The sequence below is a fragment of the Paenibacillus sp. WC2504 genome (assembly GCF_052682475.1).
The window spans coordinates 290,095-309,079 of sequence record NZ_JBQZFH010000001.1 but is presented as its reverse complement, the minus strand read 5'-3'; the positions used below and the strand labels follow the sequence as shown (position 1 = coordinate 309,079).

The window sequence follows — 18,985 nt, the reverse complement described above, 5'->3', positions numbered from 1 at the left end:
TGGATAGCCCCTTTCAACTCAGGATATTCGAAAAAAAAGCCCATCGAGCCGTGTAAACGGTTACGATAGACTCTACGTGTTCTTTTCTTTGGCTTTCTTGCGATCAACCACACACTGCTCCCACTTCTCCTCTACTTCCTTGATCATAGGATGCAGCATATCGTACATCGCAGCCAGTAACGAAAATCTTTGGGAAAAATGCTCCAGCGATTCCTTCTGCTCTGAACTGCAAGTTTCGATATTGGGGATTTCTTGTACGGTTTTCTCCGCCCATTTATGAAATAATTCCAAATCCTGAACGATTTTGCGAACGTGATTCAGACTATAGCTTTCAGAAACATAGTAATAATCTCTTCGATCATTGGTCGAAGGCATCTTCTTGCACATGCCCATTCTTTCCATATTGCGTATTTGAATGCTTACAGCAGCTTTGGTAACGCCAAGCTGTTCCACAATATCCTGTAAACTAAGAGGACAAGTAGCGAACATAAGCTGTGCGAATATTTTCCCAACAAGCGGACTAAAGCCTTTTTTTTCGTAATTCAATGACATAAAATCGCTAATTGTTTGCTTCCACTCAGAGAAAGTCTGTTCATGTTGATCCATCCCTACTCTCCTCCTCTGTGAAAAATTAAGATATCAAGGATAATTGTAGTCAAAAAAAAACAGCCAGTCAACTTTAATGTCGAAATATTGACAAAAATCGATATTGTGAACATTGTGTAACATTTCACAATCCGGAATTGACAATACCCGTCAGCGGATTTATATTATGATCATTAACAACGTTGTTAACGATAAATACTAACGCAATGCAGTTAGTGACATTTTATAGATATACGAGGGAGATGTTTCGAGTGAAGAAACCATTCAAAATTTTATCAACAGGTACACTTGCTGCCGCAATTCTGCTTTCAGGCTCTGCTCTTACTGCAGGTAAAGCATTCGCTGACGAAGCGGTTCCAGCAAAATCAACTTTGCAAGCTGATTCTTTTGCAAACCAACTCATCAGCTATCACCTTTCCATCCTTGCTAAGGATGCCGCTCAAGCCACCGGCAAAGACGAAGACGATATTAGAGACGCTCTTGCTGTTGGAGACACGCTGCCTGAAGCTACCGGTATTAGCAGCACTGATCTGCTTTCTGATTTGACACCCATCATTAACTTTGATTTACATAAGGCAAGCAGCTACGGCATCATTTCAGCTGACGAATTGTTAGCTAGTGAAGCCGCAGTAGCTGAACAACTGGGTGCCATCCTGGAAACAAAAGGCGATAAGCTCCCTACTGCTGACACCAACGCAATTCTGGCTCATCTTGTTATGAATCGATTGGACAGCGTCGTGCGTGATACAGCCAGCTTTGCAAGAAAAGATCAAAATGACATTTCCGAAGCTCTTCGCCAAGGGAATACACTCGTTCAATCAGCAACATCTTTGGATCCAGGCGAGTTAAAAGATGATTTGCTGGGCTTGCTTAAACAAGATCTGCAATTCCAGGTCTCTATGTACGGAGCGTCTCAAGCTGATGCCGATCGTTTCTACGCCCTAGGCGCAGGTAAACTATCCGAAATCATTAATACATCCGGCTACAATCCGGATAGCGTGAAATGGGCAGCTAAAGATTTAAGTAAACTTGTTGCTAGTCGCATTAACCATGTTATTACCGACACAGCTTTCTTCGCTAGAAAAGATGAGAAAGACGTTCGCGAGGATTTGCTCCAAGGCAAAACACTTGTCGCTTCAGCAGCTAATTTAGATCCAGGCGAACTCAAAGAAAAAATTTCGAATGTCATTCGCCAAGATCTTGATTTCGTAGTCGCTATGGGGCAAGCTACTCAAGAAGATGCTAACAAGTCTTATGCAGAAGCTGTTTCTAAAATTGCGGATATCATTAATACACCTGGTTACACTCCTGAGACTACCGCGGTTCAAGCGGATCTGCAAAAGGTCATTCAAGCTCGTATCGATCGCGTGATCAATGATGCAGCTGTCTTCGGTAAAAAAGAAGAGCGCGATGTTCGCGAGGACCTTCGTCAAGGTAAATCGCTAGTTGCCTCCGCAGCAAGATTGGATCCAGGCGAATTTAAAGAAAAAGTTTTGAACCTTCTGAGACAGGATCTTGATTTCCAAGTATCTTTGAACCGTGCTACACAAGAAGATGCTAATAAATATTACTCCGAAGGAGCTGCGAAGCTTACGGATATTATCAACACACCTGGTTACACACCTGAATCCGTTACAGCTCAGGTCGATCTGGAAAAGGTCATTCAAACTCGTATCGATCGCGTAATCAACGACACCGCTGTTTTCGGTAAAAGAGAAGAGAAAGACGTGCTTGAGGATCTTCGCCAAGGTAAAACCCTTGCGGCTTCTGCGGCTAACCTAGATCCAGGCGAATTGAAAGAAAAGGTTCTGAAAGTCCTTAGACAAGACCTTGATTTCCAAGTTTCCATGCACCGTGCAACACAAGCAGATGCAGATAAGTACTACTCCGAAGGAGTTTTGAAGCTCTCAGAAATTATCAATACACCCGGTTACACACCAAGCAAAGCCTAATCGTTAATCTTTAATTGAAAAAGAGCTGTCTCATAGGTCAATCCCGACCTTATGAGACAGCTCTTTTTGCTTTTCCTTAACGCCGATTTCCCCTGTTATTCACCGCATCTAGTCCACTTTAAACAACTTTAATGGAATTCCTGCAGTTAATTCCACGAAATCTAGCAATTTTCGTCCATTATCCGATGAATTAGCTGGAGCTTCTCCCCCTATTGCTTAGCCCAGACCAACGCAGCTCCGATTAGCGGTAGTTTTTCCTTCTATTATAGCGGAGGCAACATTAGCCAGCTTACATGCTACATGTACGAGCCGCTGAACCCCCCGCTCGAGCTCACGCCTCGAGCGGGTTCACCGCCTCATGGAGCAACCGCTCCAACTCGGCGGTGTAAGCCGCCTGCTGCGCTTCATCCCAGCCGAAGCGCTCCGCCATGAAGGCGATGGCTGGCGCCTTCCACTGCCGTGCCCACGCGATATCGAAGAAGAGGGCCCCCGTGCGGCGGATGAAGAAATCCGCCGGTTTCACGGCCATCTCGCACTCGATCGCGTACACGAGCGAAGCGAGTACAGCGGCGGGCATCTTCCGGCACTCCGCCTCATTCCAGTACTGCGCCACCAAGGCAAACACGGCATCCACATTGGAGCCGTACCGCCGCGCCAGCAGCGCAGCCTCAGCACTAGTCAGCCCGAGCCGCTGGCCCTGGCTGATCTTGCTCTGCAAGAACGACTCCAGCTTCGCGGAGCCGCCGACCTCGCCGCCGGAAATCGGCAGCGTGCGAGTACGGCTCGGCGACAACGCCGTCGCCGAAAACAGGCCCTCCGCCACCAGCATGGCGGCGATCTTGTCCACGACCGTCTCCGCCATTTTGCGGTAGCCGGTCAGTTTGCCCCCGGCCATCGAAATCAGGCCGGAGTCCGACACGAAGATTTCATCGCGGCGCGAAATCTCCGAAGGATCTTTGCCCTCCTGATGGATCAGCGGGCGCAGCCCGGTCCAGCTAGACTCCACGTCCGCTTCCGTCAAGCCGAGGGTCGGGAACATCTCGTTCGCGGCGTGCAGCACATAGGCGCGGTCTGCCACGGTGATTCGGGGATTCACGATATCCCCTTTATAGTTCGTATCCGTCGTCCCGACGTAGGTTTTGCCGTCACGCGGAATGGCAAACACCATGCGCCCATCCGGTGTATCAAAATAAATGGCCTGGCGCAGCGGGAATTTGCTCTGATCAAACACCAAATGTACCCCTTTGGTCAAATGCAGCGTCTTGCCTTTCTTGGAATGATCCATTTCGCGCAGCGTATCCACCCAAGGTCCAGCTGCATTCACAATCTTGCTCGCGTATAGCGAGTAGGACGAGTTCCCGCCGTCACCACCCAGCTGATCCGTCACCCGAACGCCAACCACTTTCCCGTTTTTCACCAACAGCTCTTCGACTTTGGCGTAATTCACGGCTTGTGCGCCAAGCTCCACAGCCTTCTTCATAACTTCAATCGTCAGACGCGCATCATCCGTGCGATATTCCACATAATAGCCGCCGCCTCTCAGATCTTTCTTTTTCAATAACGGTTCATGCCCTAGCGTTTCCTGTGGACGAAACATTTTACGGCGCTCCGCTCGTTTCACTCCCGCTAAGAAATCGTAGACCCTTAAACCAAGAGAAGTAGACAGCTTGCCAAACGTGCCCCCTTTGTAAAAAGGCAGCAGCATCCACTCCGGCGTCGTAACATGCGGACCATTTTCGTACACAATCGCGCGCTCTTTGCCCACTTCAGCGACAACCTTCACATCCAGCTGTTTCAGATACCGCAGCCCTCCGTGCACAAGCTTCGTCGACCGGCTCGACGTTCCCGCAGCAAAATCCTGCATATCAATCAGCGCTGTGCGCAGCCCCCTGCTCTGGGCATCAAGCGCGATGCCTGCGCCCGTAATTCCTCCTCCGATTACGATTAAATCAAATGTCTTCTCCGACATGGTTTGCAGCATTTCTTGTCTTTTTACCCCGCTAAAGCTATCTGTCACTTCTCGCATCTCTGTCATTACAGTCATCTCAATAATCTCCCTTCGTATATGAAAAATAAAAAGCCGCAACAAACCTAACACGCTATCACGTGCAGGCCGCTGTGGCTTCTCCCTAGTCTCCAACCAAATTATTAACTTGTTATAAGTATATCATAGCATGAACCAAATTATTTAAAAGCCATCGCGGCTCCAACTGCTTTTTTCCAACCACTGTACAATTGTTCTTGACGTTCCGCTTCCATCACGGGCTTGAATGCCTCATCCACCTGCCATTGCGCCGCAATTTCAGCTTGATCTTGCCAAAAACCTACAGCCAGCCCAGCCAAAAATGCTGCGCCAAGCGCCGTCGTTTCACTGATGACCGGCCGCTCTACCGTGACGCCTAGCATGTCGCTTTGGAATTGCATAAGGAAGTTGTTTCTCACGGCGCCACCATCGACCCGCAACTTTGTGAGCTGAATGCCGGAATCGTCTTCCATCGCCTGCAGCACATCTTTTGTCTGATAAGCAAGGGATTCGAGCGTTGCCCGGATAAAATGTTCCTTGGATGTCCCCCGCGTCAACCCGAATATCGCGCCTCGAACGTCGCTATCCCAATAGGGCGTGCCCAGACCGACAAAAGCCGGAACGACATACACACCGTCCGTCGACTCCACACGTTGGGCATAAACCTCAGTGTCCTGCGCCATTTTGATCATCCGCAGCCCGTCTCGCAGCCACTGAATCGCAGATCCCGCTACGAAAATACTGCCTTCCAGCGCATACTCCACTTTCCCGTTCAGCCCCCAAGCAATCGTGGTCAAAAGCCCGCTGCGCGAAGGAATCGCATGATTGCCTGTGTTCATCAGCATAAAACAGCCGGTGCCATAGGTGTTCTTAGCCATCCCTTTTTCAAAACATGCCTGCCCGAACAAGGCCGCCTGCTGATCACCCGCCGCACCTGCAATCGGGATCGCCGAGCCGAACAAGAGATTTTCCTGCGTATATCCATACACTTCCGAAGAAGAACGCACCTCTGGCAGCATGGAAGCCGGGATGTCCAGATAACCTAACAGCTCTTTATCCCACTTCAGCTCATGGATATTGTAGAGCAGCGTTCGCGAAGCGTTGGAATAGTCCGTCACATGCGCCTTGCCGCCGGTTAGCTTCCAAATCAGCCAAGTGTCCATCGTGCCAAACAGTAAATCGCCACGCTCCGCCTTCTCTTTTGCACCATCCACGTGGTCCAAAATCCATTTGATCTTGGTGCCTGAGAAGTAAGCGTCTATTAAAAGCCCTGTGCGCTCGCGAAAAATATCGTTAAGCCCTTGCGCCTTGAGCGCTTCGCAAATATCTGCTGTCTGGCGAGACTGCCATACGATGGCATGATACACCGGCATTCCCGTATGCCGATCCCAGACAACCGCCGTTTCACGTTGATTCGTGATGCCAATGCCTGCAATCTCCGCTGCCTGAATGCCGGTTTCCGACAAAACCGCCGCTATGACACCTTGAATCGATAGCCATATTTCATTCGCATCATGCTCTACCCAGCCCGGCTTCGGAAAATGCTGCTTAAATTCCTGCTGGGACGTGTGCACGATGCTCCCTTTTTGATTAAATAGAATCGCTCTGGAACTTGTCGTTCCCTGATCCAGCGAAAGAATATAGGAAGAGGCTTCTGCCATTGTTCTACCTCCAAAAGTTAGGATCGTTGATGATACTGCTGCCACAGCTCTGTGTTCGACGTCGTGACGGCTGTCGCCCCAGCTCCTAAAGCCTGCTCCACATCGCCTACAGAACGAATGAGTCCTCCTGCAAAAATAGGAATACCCGAACGTTCCTTCACTTCCTTAATAATGTGCGGAATAATGCCAGGAAGGACCTCGATGTAATCTGGCTGCGTTCGTTCCAGAAGCGTATAGCTCTTTTCGAGTGCGCTGCTGTCCAGAAGAAAAAGGCGCTGAATGGCGATGAGCCCATTCTGTTTCGTTTTCGTGATGACCGTTCCCCGTGTAGAAATGATCCCGGCAGGACGAATGCTTTGGCATAGAAATTCAGCCGCATACTCGTCATTTTTGAGCCCTTCAATCAAATCCGCGTGCAGCAGCAGCTTCTTGCCGTTTGCCCGTCCCAGATCAACGATGCTTTTCAGCTGTCCAATATGGCTGTCCAGCAGCACAATATACGTATAAGAGGATTTCAGCAGCTTCTCTAAATCCTTCATTTTGCGAATCGCCGGTAAAATCCGTTGCTCCTGCAAAGACAAGCTCATCATCTCCGTTCACTCGTTCCTGTGCACGCCCCTGGGGGATGACAACAAAAAAACTCACCAAAAGATATGCCCATTCCTATGAAAATGGCAATCCTTTGTGAGTCTCCTGTTCTCCGTCACATGTTATTAACTTACTTCCCATTGTACTGACACCTGCCCCACCTGTCAATGAGAACAGCCGCCCATTCTAAGTCATGTTGATAACGCTTTGCGCACGGCTAAAATGTATTTGGATTGATCGAGCGGATTCACGCCTCGCCGCTTCCGCTCGGCATGCACATCCGGCGGACTCGGCTGGTAGCCTCCGAACGACGAAGTGATAACCCCTCTGCCTCCGGACATCGCACTAAGCTTCACCGGATAGTCCAGAGAGGTGGCAACGGGCAGTCGGCCTTCTACGACAAACCGATCGCCGCTCAGCTGCGGCGGGTCAAAACTCGCCCGCATTTGCACCAAATCGCTCAGCACCTTGCCTCCGTAAGCCTCTGGAACGGTAATGCGAACTTGCAGCATCGGCTCAAGCAGCGTAGTCCCTGTTTGCACCAAACCCTGCATGAGACCCATCGGTGTCGCAACAGCAAAATCAAGCGGATGCGTATGCCATACATGATGTTCGCCCTCCACGAGCGTTACCTTGAGATCGGTAACTTCCCAACCGAATAGCCCTTGTTGCAGCGCTTCCGGTACCCGGCGCTCCACTTCGCTCTGGTACTGCGCCAGCAATTGATCGGCGCGTACCTGCGACGAATACACGAGTCCGCTGCCCGGCGCCCCGGGCTCGATGCGGAAGCGCAGTATGGCCCAGCACGGCTTGGGCATTGTATAAGCAATGAAGCCTTCACCTGCCTGAGAAGGCGTTTCTTTGTAGATCACGGAAGGCTGATCGAACCTTGCTTGCAGCCCGAATCGCGAAGCCAGCAGACTGGTCAGAATCTCAAGCTGGATGGCGCCCATCACCTTCACATGCAGCTCACGTTCCTCCTGCAGCCACTGGAGATCAAGCAGAGGATCCTCGTCCGTAAGCTCCTGCAGCGCTGCGACGAGCGCAGGATACTGCGCGTCGCTCTCCGCATGCACCTGCACGGTCAACAGCGGCACGGCAAGCCGTGGAGCCGGCGGTACCGCATCTGGCCGGCCCAGCACGTCGCCGATCCGCACCTGCGTCAAGCCGCAGACAGCTGCGATGTCGCCGGCCGCGACATAACCGATATCTTCGGCGCGGCGGCCGTCGATTTTGCGAATCTGGGTTACCTTCTCTTCCACGCCCCGCGTGGCATTGAGCACGGTGTCCCGGTTGCGGATCGCCCCCTCGTAGAGGCGGACGTACGCCATTCTCCCCATGGTCTTGTCCCGCTCGACCTTGAACACCACGGCCGATAGCGGCTGCTCCGCGCTGCCGCTAGGCCCGGGCAAATAATCGAGGATGGCTTCCATCAACTCCTCGATCCCTAACCCTTTGCTCGATGCTCCGACAAGCAAAGGAAAGGCCCGCCCCTGCCGCGCATAGCGCTGCAGGGCTGCTTTTACTTCGCGTGCCGGGATGGGCACGCCTTCGATGTAGCTCGTGAGCAGCTGCTCATCGAGCTCGGAGAGCTTTTCGACCGCTGCTGCGAGGTCGAAACCGGGCGCGCCGGACGCGCCCTCGATCAGCACGTTCTCCGCGCCGCGGAACGTGTCTTCGACGCCGAGCGGTGCATAGATCGGCACCGCCATGCCCGTGAGCTGCTTCTCTATGTCGCGCAGCACTCTGTCCGCGTCCGCGCCTACGCGGTCCATTTTATTCACATAGAGCAGGGTTGGAATTTTAAGCGATTGCAGCGCATGCCAAATCATCTCAGTCTGCGACTGCACCCCTTCAACGGCAGAAACAATCAAAATCGCGCCATCCATCACGCGCAGAGAACGCTCCACCTCGGATAGGAAGTCTACATGTCCAGGAGTGTCTACCAGATTAATAGAAGTTTCTTTCCATGTAAAAGTGGTTGTTGCACTGCGCACCGAAATGCCGCGCTCTCGTTCCACGTCCATAGAATCTGTTTGCGCGGTGCCGCTATCTACACTGCCTAGGGCGCGAATTCGCCCGCTATGATAAAGCAAATGTTCCGTTGTTGTCGTTTTGCCCGCGTCCACGTGAGCGAAAATGCCCACATTTCTTCGCGGAATAGCTTGATCCTTGCCCATTTCGTCGGTCATTGAAGTGCTCTGCTCCTTCTATTTACCAGCCTTTGTCTCCCTATTATACTTGAAGAATGGACACCTACGTACATTTACCCGTTAAACTTTTGAGGAGGTAAGCGGCTATGTTGGATATCGATCCCTCTAACTCTAATGAACAAGATTCACCCGTCTCTTCGCGTACAACGATTCTGCTGCATAAGGAACATCCTGCTATCCTGACGCTTTCTGAAGCTGACCATCGTTTAGCCTGCCTTATTCGCCTTGTTGGCGAGCTGACTTTGACAACAAGTGCCTCCCCCTTCGAATCGCTGGCGATGTCAATTATCTCCCAGCAGCTATCGACCAAAGCGGCAGCTACCATCAAAGCCAGAGTGAAAGGGATCGTTCCCGAATTCACTCCGGAGCTTGTGCTCGCCACGGATGAGACTGCCATTCGGCAGTGCGGAGTCTCTTTTCCCAAGATCCGCTATATTCGCGATCTTAGCATGAAAGTCATAGCCGGAGATCTGCGATTGGACGCCTTGCATGTGCTGGATAACGAGGAGCTCTTGAAGCAGCTTACAAGTGTCAAAGGCATTGGAATTTGGACAGCAGAAATGTTCATGATTTTTGCTTTGGGTCGGCAGGATATCATGTCCGTCGGTGATGCCGGTCTCCAGCGCGCTGCCCGCTGGCTGCACCAATTGGAGGAGCGCAAGGATGGCAACTACTTGGGGCAAATCGCCCCGGCATGGTCCCCGTACCGGAGCTTCGCCTCGCTTTATTTATGGCGTGCCGTCGATATGGGCTTCGTTGACTCCGGGCTTCCGGTGGAAGTCTGTCTGGACTCGTCGATGATTGCCGAGGAGACGTGAGGTAGCAGCAGATCCGCTTCATTGGACAACTTCCAATGAAAACACCAATAATGAACCCCAATTGCACATTTGGTTGGACATAATCCAATGAGACTGCAATATCCGGTGCTATAGAAGCTTGATTAACTGACTTCATTGGATTTCATCCAATAGAATCACAAATCAAGCCTTCATGCCACTGTATTCGTTGGATTTGGTCCAATGAACACAACTAACAGCAAAGCCTGACGGATCAATTTTTCCGTCAGGCTTCATTATGTCACTTGCTATGTTGCACTTTCTGCAGTAAACCATCAAGACTCCGCCGTCCGAAGTCCCCTTAGATACGTCTTAAGCAGCCGCCTCAAACTCTCATCGCGTTCGAGTCCCATGCGGAAACCATTCCTGTGCTCAAGCGACGCGAAGCCATGCACCATACTCCGAAAGCCGCGCACCACATGCAGCGCATCCTCCTCACTGAGTCCATACGGTTCAAGAATCCGCAGTAAAAAAAACACAACCTCGTTGCCAGCCTCCTTCAACTCCGGATCTTCATAATCAGGCAAGATGGAGATAGCCTCATACAGACCCGGATGTTTCCGGGCAAAATCCACGTAAGCAAAACCTACAGCTAACAAAGCATCATCTTTCGCTTTTCCAATTACCGCATCGACCATGGCGGCTTTGATGAGCATTAGTCCACGCCGGGAAAGCTGCGTCCGCAGGTCTGGCAAACCTTTAATATGATTATAAAGCGATGGCGTTTTTACGTTTAATTTGGCTGCTAATGCTGCTAATGTCAGACCTTCTACCCCCTGTGTATCTGCCATTTCTATTGCTGCTTGCAGCACGTTTTCTGCGTCTAGTCCTTGTCGTTGCGCCATAGATGTCCCGTCCCTTTTATCTAAATGTTTGCCGCTGTCATCTGAAATTTCTGAGCTGCCTCCGCAATGGCGCGGTCGATCACCGCAAGCGGCTGTTCAATCATTACACCGTGCCCGACTGCAAGAAGACTTGGAGACAGTTGTCTCAATTTGCGCGCGCTCTCCAGCGACACTTCTTTGTTCCATGTAGCCATCGCCGGGAATGGAAACCAGAACTTCATCAAACCGGAAACCGCCACCCCACCGCGAACTTGAAAAGCGTCACCGGCAATCAATGCACGGCTGCGCACATCCAGGAAGGCCATCGATCCCGGCGTATGCCCTGGAGCCGAAATGGCTTGGAGCGAGCCTACGTAGTCGCCATCTTTTAACAACACATCCGGCTTCGTCTGCACCGACTTCGGAACGTCTCCTTTGATCGGTAAATTCGGCTCACCGGCCTCCAGTTCCTTGCTGCCCGCCAGCAGCTTGGCATCTCTTCGCGAAATATACACCTTCGCCTGCGGCAGGACTTTTTTCAAACCATCCAATGCGCCAATATGATCGCCATGTGCGTGCGTAAGTACGATGCGTGTAATTGGTTTCCCGATGCTCTCTGCGGCCTGAAGAATACCTTTCACACTGAATGGCAAAGCCGCATCAACCAGCGTCAATTCATTCTCTTCCTCCACCAAATAACAATTTACCGGAAAAAATCTCGGCATAAAAGACACCTGATACAAAAAACCTATTTTCGTTACCTTCATTTTGAACGCCTCCCGTTTATTATCTATATAAGTATAATAACTAATGTCATTAGTTTTGTAAAGCTGTCTTTGGCCTAAATCTCATTTATTTTTCTGTTATGATAAAATAACAGTTATCGCACTACCTAATCATGTAAAAAAGTGAGGATTTCCAATGAACACTGAAACTTTAGAGCTTTTTCGTACATTGACCGAACTCCAGGCAGCTCCTGGATTTGAACGAGACATCCGCAAGTTTGTCCGCGGTGAAATGGAGAAATACACCAACGAGTTCGTCCAAGATGGCCTCGGAAGCCTATTCGGCATCCTGCGCGGCGACGAGGGCGGTCCGAAAATCATGGTTGCCGGTCATTTCGACGAGGTTGGCTTCCTGGTTAGCGGCATCACCGAGCACGGCACCATCAAATTCCAGCCCCTCGGCGGCTGGTTCAGTCAAGTGCTTCCCGCCCAGCGCGTGCAGATCATGACCGAGCAAGGGCCGATCATCGGCGTGATCGGCTCGGTGCCCGTGCACTTGCTGGACGAGGCAGCACGCAGCAAGCCCGCAGACATCAAGACGATGTACATTGACATCGGCGCAGAAGATAAAGCCGATGCCCTCGCCATCGGCATCAAGCTCGGGCAGCAGATTGTTCCCATCTGCCCGTTCACACCCCTGGCCAATCCGAAGCGGATTATGGCCAAAGCTTGGGACAATCGCTACGGCGTAGGCCTGGCGATTGAACTGCTGAAGGAGCTTTACGGCGGGCCGAAGCTCCCGAATGTCCTGTACGCCGGCGCTACCGTACAGGAAGAAGTTGGCGTGCGCGGCGGACGCACGGCGGCGAATCTTATCCAGCCGGACTTGTTCTACGCGCTGGATGCCAGTGCCGCCGGGGATATGACCGGCGACCGCAATGCTTTTGGGCAGCTGGGGCGCGGAGCGCTGCTGCGCATTTTCGACCCTACGATGATCACGCATCGCGGCATGGTCGAGTTCATTCTGGATACGGCGGAGACGCACAAGATCCCGTATCAATATTTTATTTCGGCCGGCGGTACGGATGCCGGACTGGTGCACGTGCAAGGTACCGGCATTCCTTCTGCCGTGATCGGTGTCTGCGCGCGTTATATTCATACTTCCGCGTCGATTCTTCACGTGGATGACTATGCCGCAGCGAAAGAACTGCTCATCAAGCTCGTGCAAGCGAGCGACCGTACAACGTTAAACACGATCCATGCGCAAGCGTAATTCGTGGCTTCTGACGCTCTACCCGCCTTTCGGCGGGTTTTTTTATACAAATGTAGAACTCATGTTCCAATATATGGTATAATTAGCAGAATCATAGGATCATAGAAAGAAGGCCCGTAATGACGTATATCATTCGAGAAGCAAACCCCCAAGATACAAAAGAAATCAGCAATTTTGTTTCCAAGCGGACAGGCAAGATGATTTCCCCTCTGCACATTGAAAATAGGTTACATTTTATGCGTAATAATCCCGATGAATCCCTCTATGTGTACGAAGAAGAGAACCAAATACTTGGCACTCTAGGGTTTCGTATTCGTCAAGCGGATGATGCCGTTGTGAAGTTTAGCGAAGTCTCCGTGATATCAATTGAAGAAACAGACAGCAGCCAAGCAGCAGCCGATAAGCTAAAAAGCTATGCAGAGCAGCTGGCCCAAGAGCACGCTTGCTCCGGGATGTGGTGGATCACAGGTTCGGAGAACCATGGGGATAGCCGGAAAGCGCAGCAACCGCTTGGTTTTCATGAAACCGGATATCGATTCGTCAAAAGATTCCTCTAAAAAGGTCCGCGAATTGACTACGAAACTTTGAGGAGTGATTATTATGTCAACAGGCTTCAACACAGGAGCCTTTCCTAATCAGGGCAGTGTAGACCTTTTTATGGTTATTTTTACAATTATGGCGGTGCTTATTGGCGGCTTTATTTTATTTGCCATTATCAAAGGATTTATCACGTGGTCTTCCAATAACTCAGCCCCCATCGAAAACCTGACCTGTAGAGTTGTAGCCAAAAGAATGCAGGTTAGCGGAGGGTCCGGGGATTCGAGCGCTAATACGAGCTATTATGCGACCTTTGAATTTGAGGATCGCCAAAGATTAGAATTGCGTGTCGGACGGGATCAGTTCGGCTATATTGTAGAGGGAGATCAGGGAACACTGACTTACCAAGGAACCAGATTCAAAGGATTTTCTCGCCATTTATCTTTTCAAGCTTAAGAGTGTTCGATATCCGCAAATAATATATTTACAAATCCTTTACAAAACTAAGCAATTCGAAGAAAATCAAAGAAAACACGAAAATACTCGGCGATAATCTCTTTTTAGCAAATATTCTGAATATTTACAATATTATAATAATGAACTATAGTTGGTATAGGCTCACTTGAAGGACAAGCCTTACAGCTGGTAAGGACCCCTAAGAGTAGCTAGGATATTCTCAACTTAGGAAGGGGATAGTCCAATGGACAAGGTTAGCGAAACATGCCCACTTTTCCTTCAAACGACGGAAGAAAAGGTGCGGGAACGAGTTACGTTCAACGGGCATGTGGGAATCCAGAAGCGGTAAATGTGAACATGCGTTTATTCGAGGAAAGGATCCGTAATCGTCTATCGTCGTAATTTCAACGGAAGTTGGTTTGATTGGAGTGTGTGTAGGGACAATTGAATACGATGTATGAAACTTAGAGACCTCCGGTTATCAGTGATAAGCGGAGGTCTCTATTTGTGCTCCTTCTAAGACTCTTGCAACGAGAAGCGAACGATAAACGTCGTCTTTTTCTCCGGTTTACTTTCTACGGATATCGTACCTGCATGCATATCAATGATCTTTTTCACAATCGAGAGTCCTAATCCGTTGCCCCCGGAGGTTCGATTTCTCGATTTATCCGCCTTGTAGAAACGCTCAAAGATATGAGGCAAATCTTCCTCAGAAATATTAGCTCCATTATTGGAGATTCGAATAATAACTTCTTTTCGGGTGCTCTCAACATGGACACCTATTGTGCCGCCAACAGGGGTGAATTTGACCGCATTATGAATTAAATTCGTCCACACCTGACTCAATAAATCTTCATCGGCCAATATCGTAACGGGTTCCAGATCAATATCCATTTCGATTTTTTTCTCTATCCATTGCGGTTCACAGGCAAGAATATGATTGCGGATCTGCTTATCCAACCGGTAACTTTTCGGTTCAAAAGGGTGATGCTGTGACTCTAACGACGATAATTTGAGCAAGTTATCACTTAGCTTGGAGAGGCGTGTGCTTTCGGCTTCAATAATTTCCAAATAATGCCTGCGTTCCTCTGGCGTGATGCTCTCGTTCTGGAGCGCCCGTGAGAAGCCGCTGATGGAAGTGAGCGGGGATTGAATTTCATGCGACACGTTAGAGATGAATTCCTGCCTCATTTTCTCCAATTGACCCAGCTCTACCGCCATGTTGTTAATGGAATCAACCAGCTCTACAAAGGGGCCATTGTGCGGATTATTATCAACAGACACATTGAAGTCCCCTCTGGACATACTTTGGATCGCCGCAATCATGGTTTTAAAAAATTTCATCTGCTCGCTGCGAAAGAACCTGCCCAAGCAAGTCATGGTGACGCCCCACAGAAACATGCCGCTGATACAGTTAATAAGCTGAACGATGACTTCGCTTGGGCGCTTATCAATATGGGTGTAAATCCACTCTGTACCGTAAAAAGCAGCGAGCCAGTACAAAATGATAAGCAGAAAAAAGCCTACAGCGAACAATGTGCCACGTACACGTTGTCCACGACTTCTGGGGTCCTTTCTCCGCACTTTCTTGTTCATGACTGCAGTACCTCCATCCGGTAGCCTAGGCCCCGAATCGTTGCAATGCGAAAAGCGTGCCGATCTTCCGGGAACCGTTCGCGCAGCCGATTGATATGCACATCGATGGTTCGCTCGTTGCCTTCATAATCGAAACCCCAGATTTGCTCGATCAGTTGGTCGCGCGAAAATGTTTTTCCCGGGTAACTCGCCAGCTTGTAGAGCAGCTCAAATTCTTTGAGCGGCAGTGTCAAGCTCTCGGAGCCAACGGTTACCTCGTAGGTTTTTTTGTTCATGCTGAGGTCGCCGACCTGAACCGTTTGGGACGAAGCAATTTTATAGCGCTTCAGCAGGGCTTTGACCCTCATCGCAAGCTCGACAGGCTCGAAGGGCTTAACGAGATAGTCATCGGTACCCAGCTCAAAACCTTTGACCTTCTGCGAGGTCTCGCCTTTGGCGGTGAGCATGAGCAGCGGGATATCATAATGCTCCCGCAGCTCCTTGCAGAGCTCCCATCCGTCCATATTCGGCATCATGATATCCATAATGACCATGTCGACTTGGACGGTTTCCAGCAGTTTGAGCGCTTCCGCGCCGTCGGAAGCTTCAACCACCTCGAAGCCTTCGTTCAGCATAAAGACGCGGACCAGCTCACGAATATAAGGATCATCATCTACGATCAGGATTGGAGCCATTTTATATCCAACCTCGCTTCATGTTAGGTCTAATTTTCACTTATTTTAGCATAAAGCACTTTTATAAACTGAATTTAAACCAATGAAGGTCTATTACTATGTAAGGGCTTTTTTTGGAAAAAAAAGTGTGATACATTTTGGAGAAAGTATGTTTTGGGGGGACCTCACCGTATGATAACGAACGCGTATACCGAGTTTGCCATGCTTCAAAGCACTGAAGCCGAAGCTGCTTATCAGCAAGAGGTATGTGCGGAGGGTTATGCCGGCTTTCGCCGCCTGCTGGACGGCTTAACCGAGGCTATTAAAGCTGCCGCAGATGCGGACATCCCTAGCCTGGAGCAGGCACTCGCAAAAGCTGGCCGCCTCTTTCCGGAGCCGGTGCAATTCAGCCCGTCGTGGGAACGCATTTGGGCCGAGCTGGGGGCTACCTTAGCAGCGAAAAAGCACGTCCTGACGACCATATCACCGCCGGAACGCACGGGAGAATGGCAGGTTATTATGGATAACCCGCAGGTAGTCCAAGAGGTCGTGTGCTACCCCGGCCTGGACTTCCATGACGCGGCGTACTTATACGCCTATTTCCGTCCCCAACTGGAAAAATCGGAATATATCCGCCTTCAGAAGATTCAAACCGTCATTCAAGAGCTTGGTCACTAAGATCCAGCCTATCAACGTTATGATCTGAAACAAATAAAGCCCGTTATCGGGCTTTCCTGGTTCTAACAGCAAAGCGTCAATTTATGATTTCAGCTTCGATTTCATCCACTCGCACCAGTGCAGGTCTGCCTCTACTTTGAGCATAGCTTTTTTTACGAGAACATAATTAGCGAACATAGGGTCATGAAACTCTAATTCCTCAAGCGGCTTCGCACTTTGTCCTTTGACCTTCTCCAAGGTCTCCATAAACCGCTCTTGCTTCCCTTTATAATAACTCGCGCGCTCAAGCAGCATTTTCAGGGCTTCTTCTTTGTTTACAAGGCCAATGCAGTATACTTTCAACGCAAATTCATCACGAGTCACCGGTGGGTCTGTAGGCAGCCCAATCCACTCCTGAAGTGCTTGTAATCCGACTTCTGTTAATGAATATACTTTTTTATCCGGCTTATCTGACTGCATAACGTGTACAAATTCAACATACCCCTTCTGCTCTAGCTGAGCAAGGAGTGGGTATATTTGACTATGCTTTGCTGGCCAAAACGGCTGAATATGCTGCATAAGCTCATAGCCCGTTCGAGAATCTTTAGATAGCAGGCTGAGCAATCCATAGGAAAGGGTATTCATAGGAACTCCTTGTTATGTCATAATTGACATATGTCATCTTTGGTAGTATGATGATTTTCATTCAAATTATAGAGAATCCGGCGAGTAAGATCAATGGAGTGTGGAGGTATCAAGTGAGTAAGGATGATTTACAGCAAGTTCGTTTCTGGCCGATTATGATTGCCATCTTCTTCGGATCTTTCGTTTCGATCTTAAGTATGAGCACAATTAACATTGCTATACCGATTTTGAGTGAACATTTCCATGCTGATTTGAGTAAAATCCAATGGACCATCACCGGATTTATGCTGGCGAGTGGTACAATTGCTCCTATTACCGGTTACTTAGGTGAGCGATTCAGTTATAAGCGATTGTATGCTTTAGCTCTTGTGGGCTTTACTGTCTTTTCATTACTATGTGCAATTGCTTGGGATGCTTCTTCCCTCATTGCTTTCCGTATTATCCAAGGGGCTTTCAGCGGGCTCATCATGCCGGCGACGATGACAATCGTGTATCAGGTCATTCCTCGCGACAAGCAGCCTATTGCGATTTCCCTATGGTCGTTATCCGCTATGATGGCTCCTGCCATCGGGCCGACTTTGAGCGGCTGGCTTCTGCAGAATTGGAGCTGGCACTGGTTATTCCTTCTTAATGTACCTGTTGGACTTATTGCTATTTTTCTCGTTATCAAGCTAATTCCCTTCTACCGTCTTTCTGTGCCAAAAAGGTTCGATGCGATCGGTTTAATCACCGTCGTCCTTGGAAGTCTCTCTTTGCTCGTTGCTTTCTCTCAAGGTCATGCTTGGGGTTGGACATCAGGTCGCGTCATCGGATTATTCGCAGGAGGTATCTTAATGCTTGGCCTCTTCATCTGGAGGGAGCTGAAAGCCGATTCTCCTTTGCTGAACGTACGTGTCTTGGCTAATGCGCGCTACTCTTTGACACTTATCATTTCTAGTATTGTTACCATCAGCTTATACTCGGGAACTTTCCTGACACCTATTTTTCTGCAAAATATTCAGCATGTAACGCCACTCGATACTGGCTTAATCCTGCTCCCGGCTTCCCTGGCGATGGCGCTCTGTATGCCGCTTGTAGGTAAACTATATAGCATTTTGGGTCCGCGCATTCTTCTGTTTGTCGGAATTTCCTTGACTGCGGTAGGCACATTAACACTTAGCTGGTTAAGTGTCGACGTTTCCCGCGGTTATATCTTATTTTGGATGATCGTACGTAACGTGGGGATCGCTTTTGCGACGATGCCAGCCAGCAACGCCGGTATGGAGCAAATTCCGCGCACGCTGTCCGGTCATGCAACATCCATGAGCAACTGGGTGCGCAACGTTTTTGGTTCTTTCGCTATCGCACTGTTCACTTCTGTTCTAGCGTCACAAACCGCAATTCATTCCCAAGACCTCGCAACCAGCGGGATCACGGATAAAGCCGTTATCGGCATGCAGTCTTTCACAATGAGCGTGAACGATGTGTATCTACTGGCTACGTTCATCGTGTTAGTTGCACTGCCTCTCAGCTTGTTCGTCGGCAAACGTCCTATCGAGAAAGAATCGCCTGCTGCGATTGCAGCAGTGATTAGCCCTAAAGCGGCTAAATAATTAATGAAAAGTCCTTACCTTTGCTGTGTGTCACACAGTAAGGTGGGGACTTTTTGTCGTGAGAGGGCTTTTTAGGACTTCTCAGCTGCGTACTTGATCACTTCCGGTGCTGAGAGAGCCTTTTTGGCTTTGTTGGCTCTTGGATGTG

17 protein-coding genes are annotated in these 18,985 nt (G+C 49.6%); 7 read left to right on the top strand and 10 right to left on the bottom strand.

Annotation, left to right across the window (positions count from 1 at the left end; genetic code table 11):
• Positions 1-72: 72 nt before the first annotated feature.
• Positions 73-606, bottom strand: coding sequence for a GbsR/MarR family transcriptional regulator (locus tag ACUN27_RS01395; protein WP_315954465.1), 534 nt, complete (start codon positions 604-606; stop codon positions 73-75).
• A gap of 251 nt (positions 607-857) precedes the next feature.
• On the opposite strand from ACUN27_RS01395, the gene ACUN27_RS01390 reads away from it, so the two are divergent.
• On the top strand, positions 858-2,558 hold the full coding sequence (locus tag ACUN27_RS01390) for a hypothetical protein (protein ID WP_315954464.1): 1,701 nt from the start codon (positions 858-860) through the stop codon (positions 2,556-2,558).
• 331 nt (positions 2,559-2,889) lie between these two features.
• Here the strand turns inward: ACUN27_RS01390 and ACUN27_RS01385 are convergent, their stop codons facing one another.
• The 4 genes from ACUN27_RS01385 to ACUN27_RS01370 all read right to left on the bottom strand — a co-directional run bounded on the left by ACUN27_RS01385 (position 2,890) and on the right by ACUN27_RS01370 (position 9,022).
• A complete protein-coding gene (locus tag ACUN27_RS01385; RefSeq protein WP_445560587.1) occupies positions 2,890-4,575 on the bottom strand; it encodes a glycerol-3-phosphate dehydrogenase/oxidase in 1,686 nt (561 codons plus the stop codon).
• A gap of 167 nt (positions 4,576-4,742) precedes the next feature.
• On the bottom strand, positions 4,743-6,242 hold the full coding sequence (gene glpK / locus ACUN27_RS01380) for a glycerol kinase GlpK (RefSeq protein ID WP_445558264.1): 1,500 nt from the start codon (positions 6,240-6,242) through the stop codon (positions 4,743-4,745).
• A gap of 17 nt (positions 6,243-6,259) precedes the next feature.
• On the bottom strand, positions 6,260-6,823 hold the full coding sequence (locus ACUN27_RS01375) for a glycerol-3-phosphate responsive antiterminator (protein ID WP_326062602.1): 564 nt from the start codon (positions 6,821-6,823) through the stop codon (positions 6,260-6,262).
• A gap of 198 nt (positions 6,824-7,021) precedes the next feature.
• Positions 7,022-9,022 carry a translation factor GTPase family protein gene (locus tag ACUN27_RS01370; RefSeq protein ID WP_326062575.1) on the bottom strand — a complete coding sequence of 667 codons (2,001 nt, stop codon included), beginning with the start codon at positions 9,020-9,022 and terminating at the stop codon, positions 7,022-7,024.
• Positions 9,023-9,129: 107 nt separating this feature from the next.
• Here ACUN27_RS01370 and ACUN27_RS01365 point away from each other — a divergent pair, with 107 nt between their 5' ends.
• Positions 9,130-9,861 (top strand): DNA-3-methyladenine glycosylase family protein, encoded by a 732-nt coding sequence (locus tag ACUN27_RS01365; protein ID WP_326062576.1) that lies wholly within the window; start codon positions 9,130-9,132, stop codon positions 9,859-9,861.
• Positions 9,862-10,154: 293 nt separating this feature from the next.
• Here ACUN27_RS01365 and ACUN27_RS01360 read toward each other — a convergent pair whose 3' ends face one another.
• Both ACUN27_RS01360 and ACUN27_RS01355 read right to left on the bottom strand, forming a co-directional pair.
• Complete coding sequence (locus tag ACUN27_RS01360; protein WP_315954459.1) at positions 10,155-10,724, bottom strand: TetR/AcrR family transcriptional regulator; 570 nt, start codon at positions 10,722-10,724, stop codon at positions 10,155-10,157.
• Positions 10,725-10,744: 20 nt separating this feature from the next.
• Positions 10,745-11,470, bottom strand: a complete 726-nt coding sequence (locus ACUN27_RS01355) for an MBL fold metallo-hydrolase (protein WP_326062577.1) — start codon at positions 11,468-11,470, stop codon at positions 10,745-10,747.
• Positions 11,471-11,624: 154 nt separating this feature from the next.
• Between ACUN27_RS01355 and ACUN27_RS01350 the strand changes: the two genes are divergently transcribed.
• The 3 genes from ACUN27_RS01350 (at position 11,625) to ACUN27_RS01340 (ending at position 13,694) form a co-directional block, all read left to right on the top strand.
• A complete protein-coding gene (locus ACUN27_RS01350; protein WP_326062578.1) occupies positions 11,625-12,701 on the top strand; it encodes a M42 family metallopeptidase in 1,077 nt (358 codons plus the stop codon).
• A 119-nt stretch (positions 12,702-12,820) separates the two neighbouring features.
• Positions 12,821-13,258, top strand: coding sequence for a GNAT family N-acetyltransferase (locus ACUN27_RS01345; RefSeq protein ID WP_315954456.1), 438 nt, complete (start codon positions 12,821-12,823; stop codon positions 13,256-13,258).
• Between the two features lie 43 nt (positions 13,259-13,301).
• Positions 13,302-13,694, top strand: coding sequence for a DUF2500 domain-containing protein (locus ACUN27_RS01340; RefSeq protein WP_315954455.1), 393 nt, complete (start codon positions 13,302-13,304; stop codon positions 13,692-13,694).
• Positions 13,695-14,210: 516 nt separating this feature from the next.
• Here the strand turns inward: ACUN27_RS01340 and ACUN27_RS01335 are convergent.
• Positions 14,211-15,290 (bottom strand): sensor histidine kinase, encoded by a 1,080-nt coding sequence (locus tag ACUN27_RS01335; protein ID WP_315954454.1) that lies wholly within the window; start codon positions 15,288-15,290, stop codon positions 14,211-14,213.
• A complete protein-coding gene (locus ACUN27_RS01330; protein WP_326062580.1) occupies positions 15,287-15,964 on the bottom strand; it encodes a response regulator transcription factor in 678 nt (225 codons plus the stop codon). Before ACUN27_RS01330 ends, ACUN27_RS01335 begins: the two co-directional genes overlap by 4 nt.
• A gap of 153 nt (positions 15,965-16,117) precedes the next feature.
• On the opposite strand from ACUN27_RS01330, the gene ACUN27_RS01325 reads away from it, so the two are divergent.
• Positions 16,118-16,621, top strand: coding sequence for a hypothetical protein (locus ACUN27_RS01325; protein WP_326062581.1), 504 nt, complete (start codon positions 16,118-16,120; stop codon positions 16,619-16,621).
• Between the two features lie 81 nt (positions 16,622-16,702).
• On the opposite strand, the gene ACUN27_RS01320 is transcribed toward ACUN27_RS01325, so the two are convergent.
• Positions 16,703-17,245: a PadR family transcriptional regulator gene (locus ACUN27_RS01320; protein WP_315954451.1), complete on the bottom strand. Its 543-nt coding sequence runs from the start codon at positions 17,243-17,245 to the stop codon at positions 16,703-16,705.
• 155 nt (positions 17,246-17,400) lie between these two features.
• Between ACUN27_RS01320 and ACUN27_RS01315 the strand changes: the two genes are divergently transcribed.
• On the top strand, positions 17,401-18,837 hold the full coding sequence (locus ACUN27_RS01315; protein ID WP_418936935.1) for a DHA2 family efflux MFS transporter permease subunit: 1,437 nt from the start codon (positions 17,401-17,403) through the stop codon (positions 18,835-18,837).
• Positions 18,838-18,985: the final 148 nt, after the last annotated feature.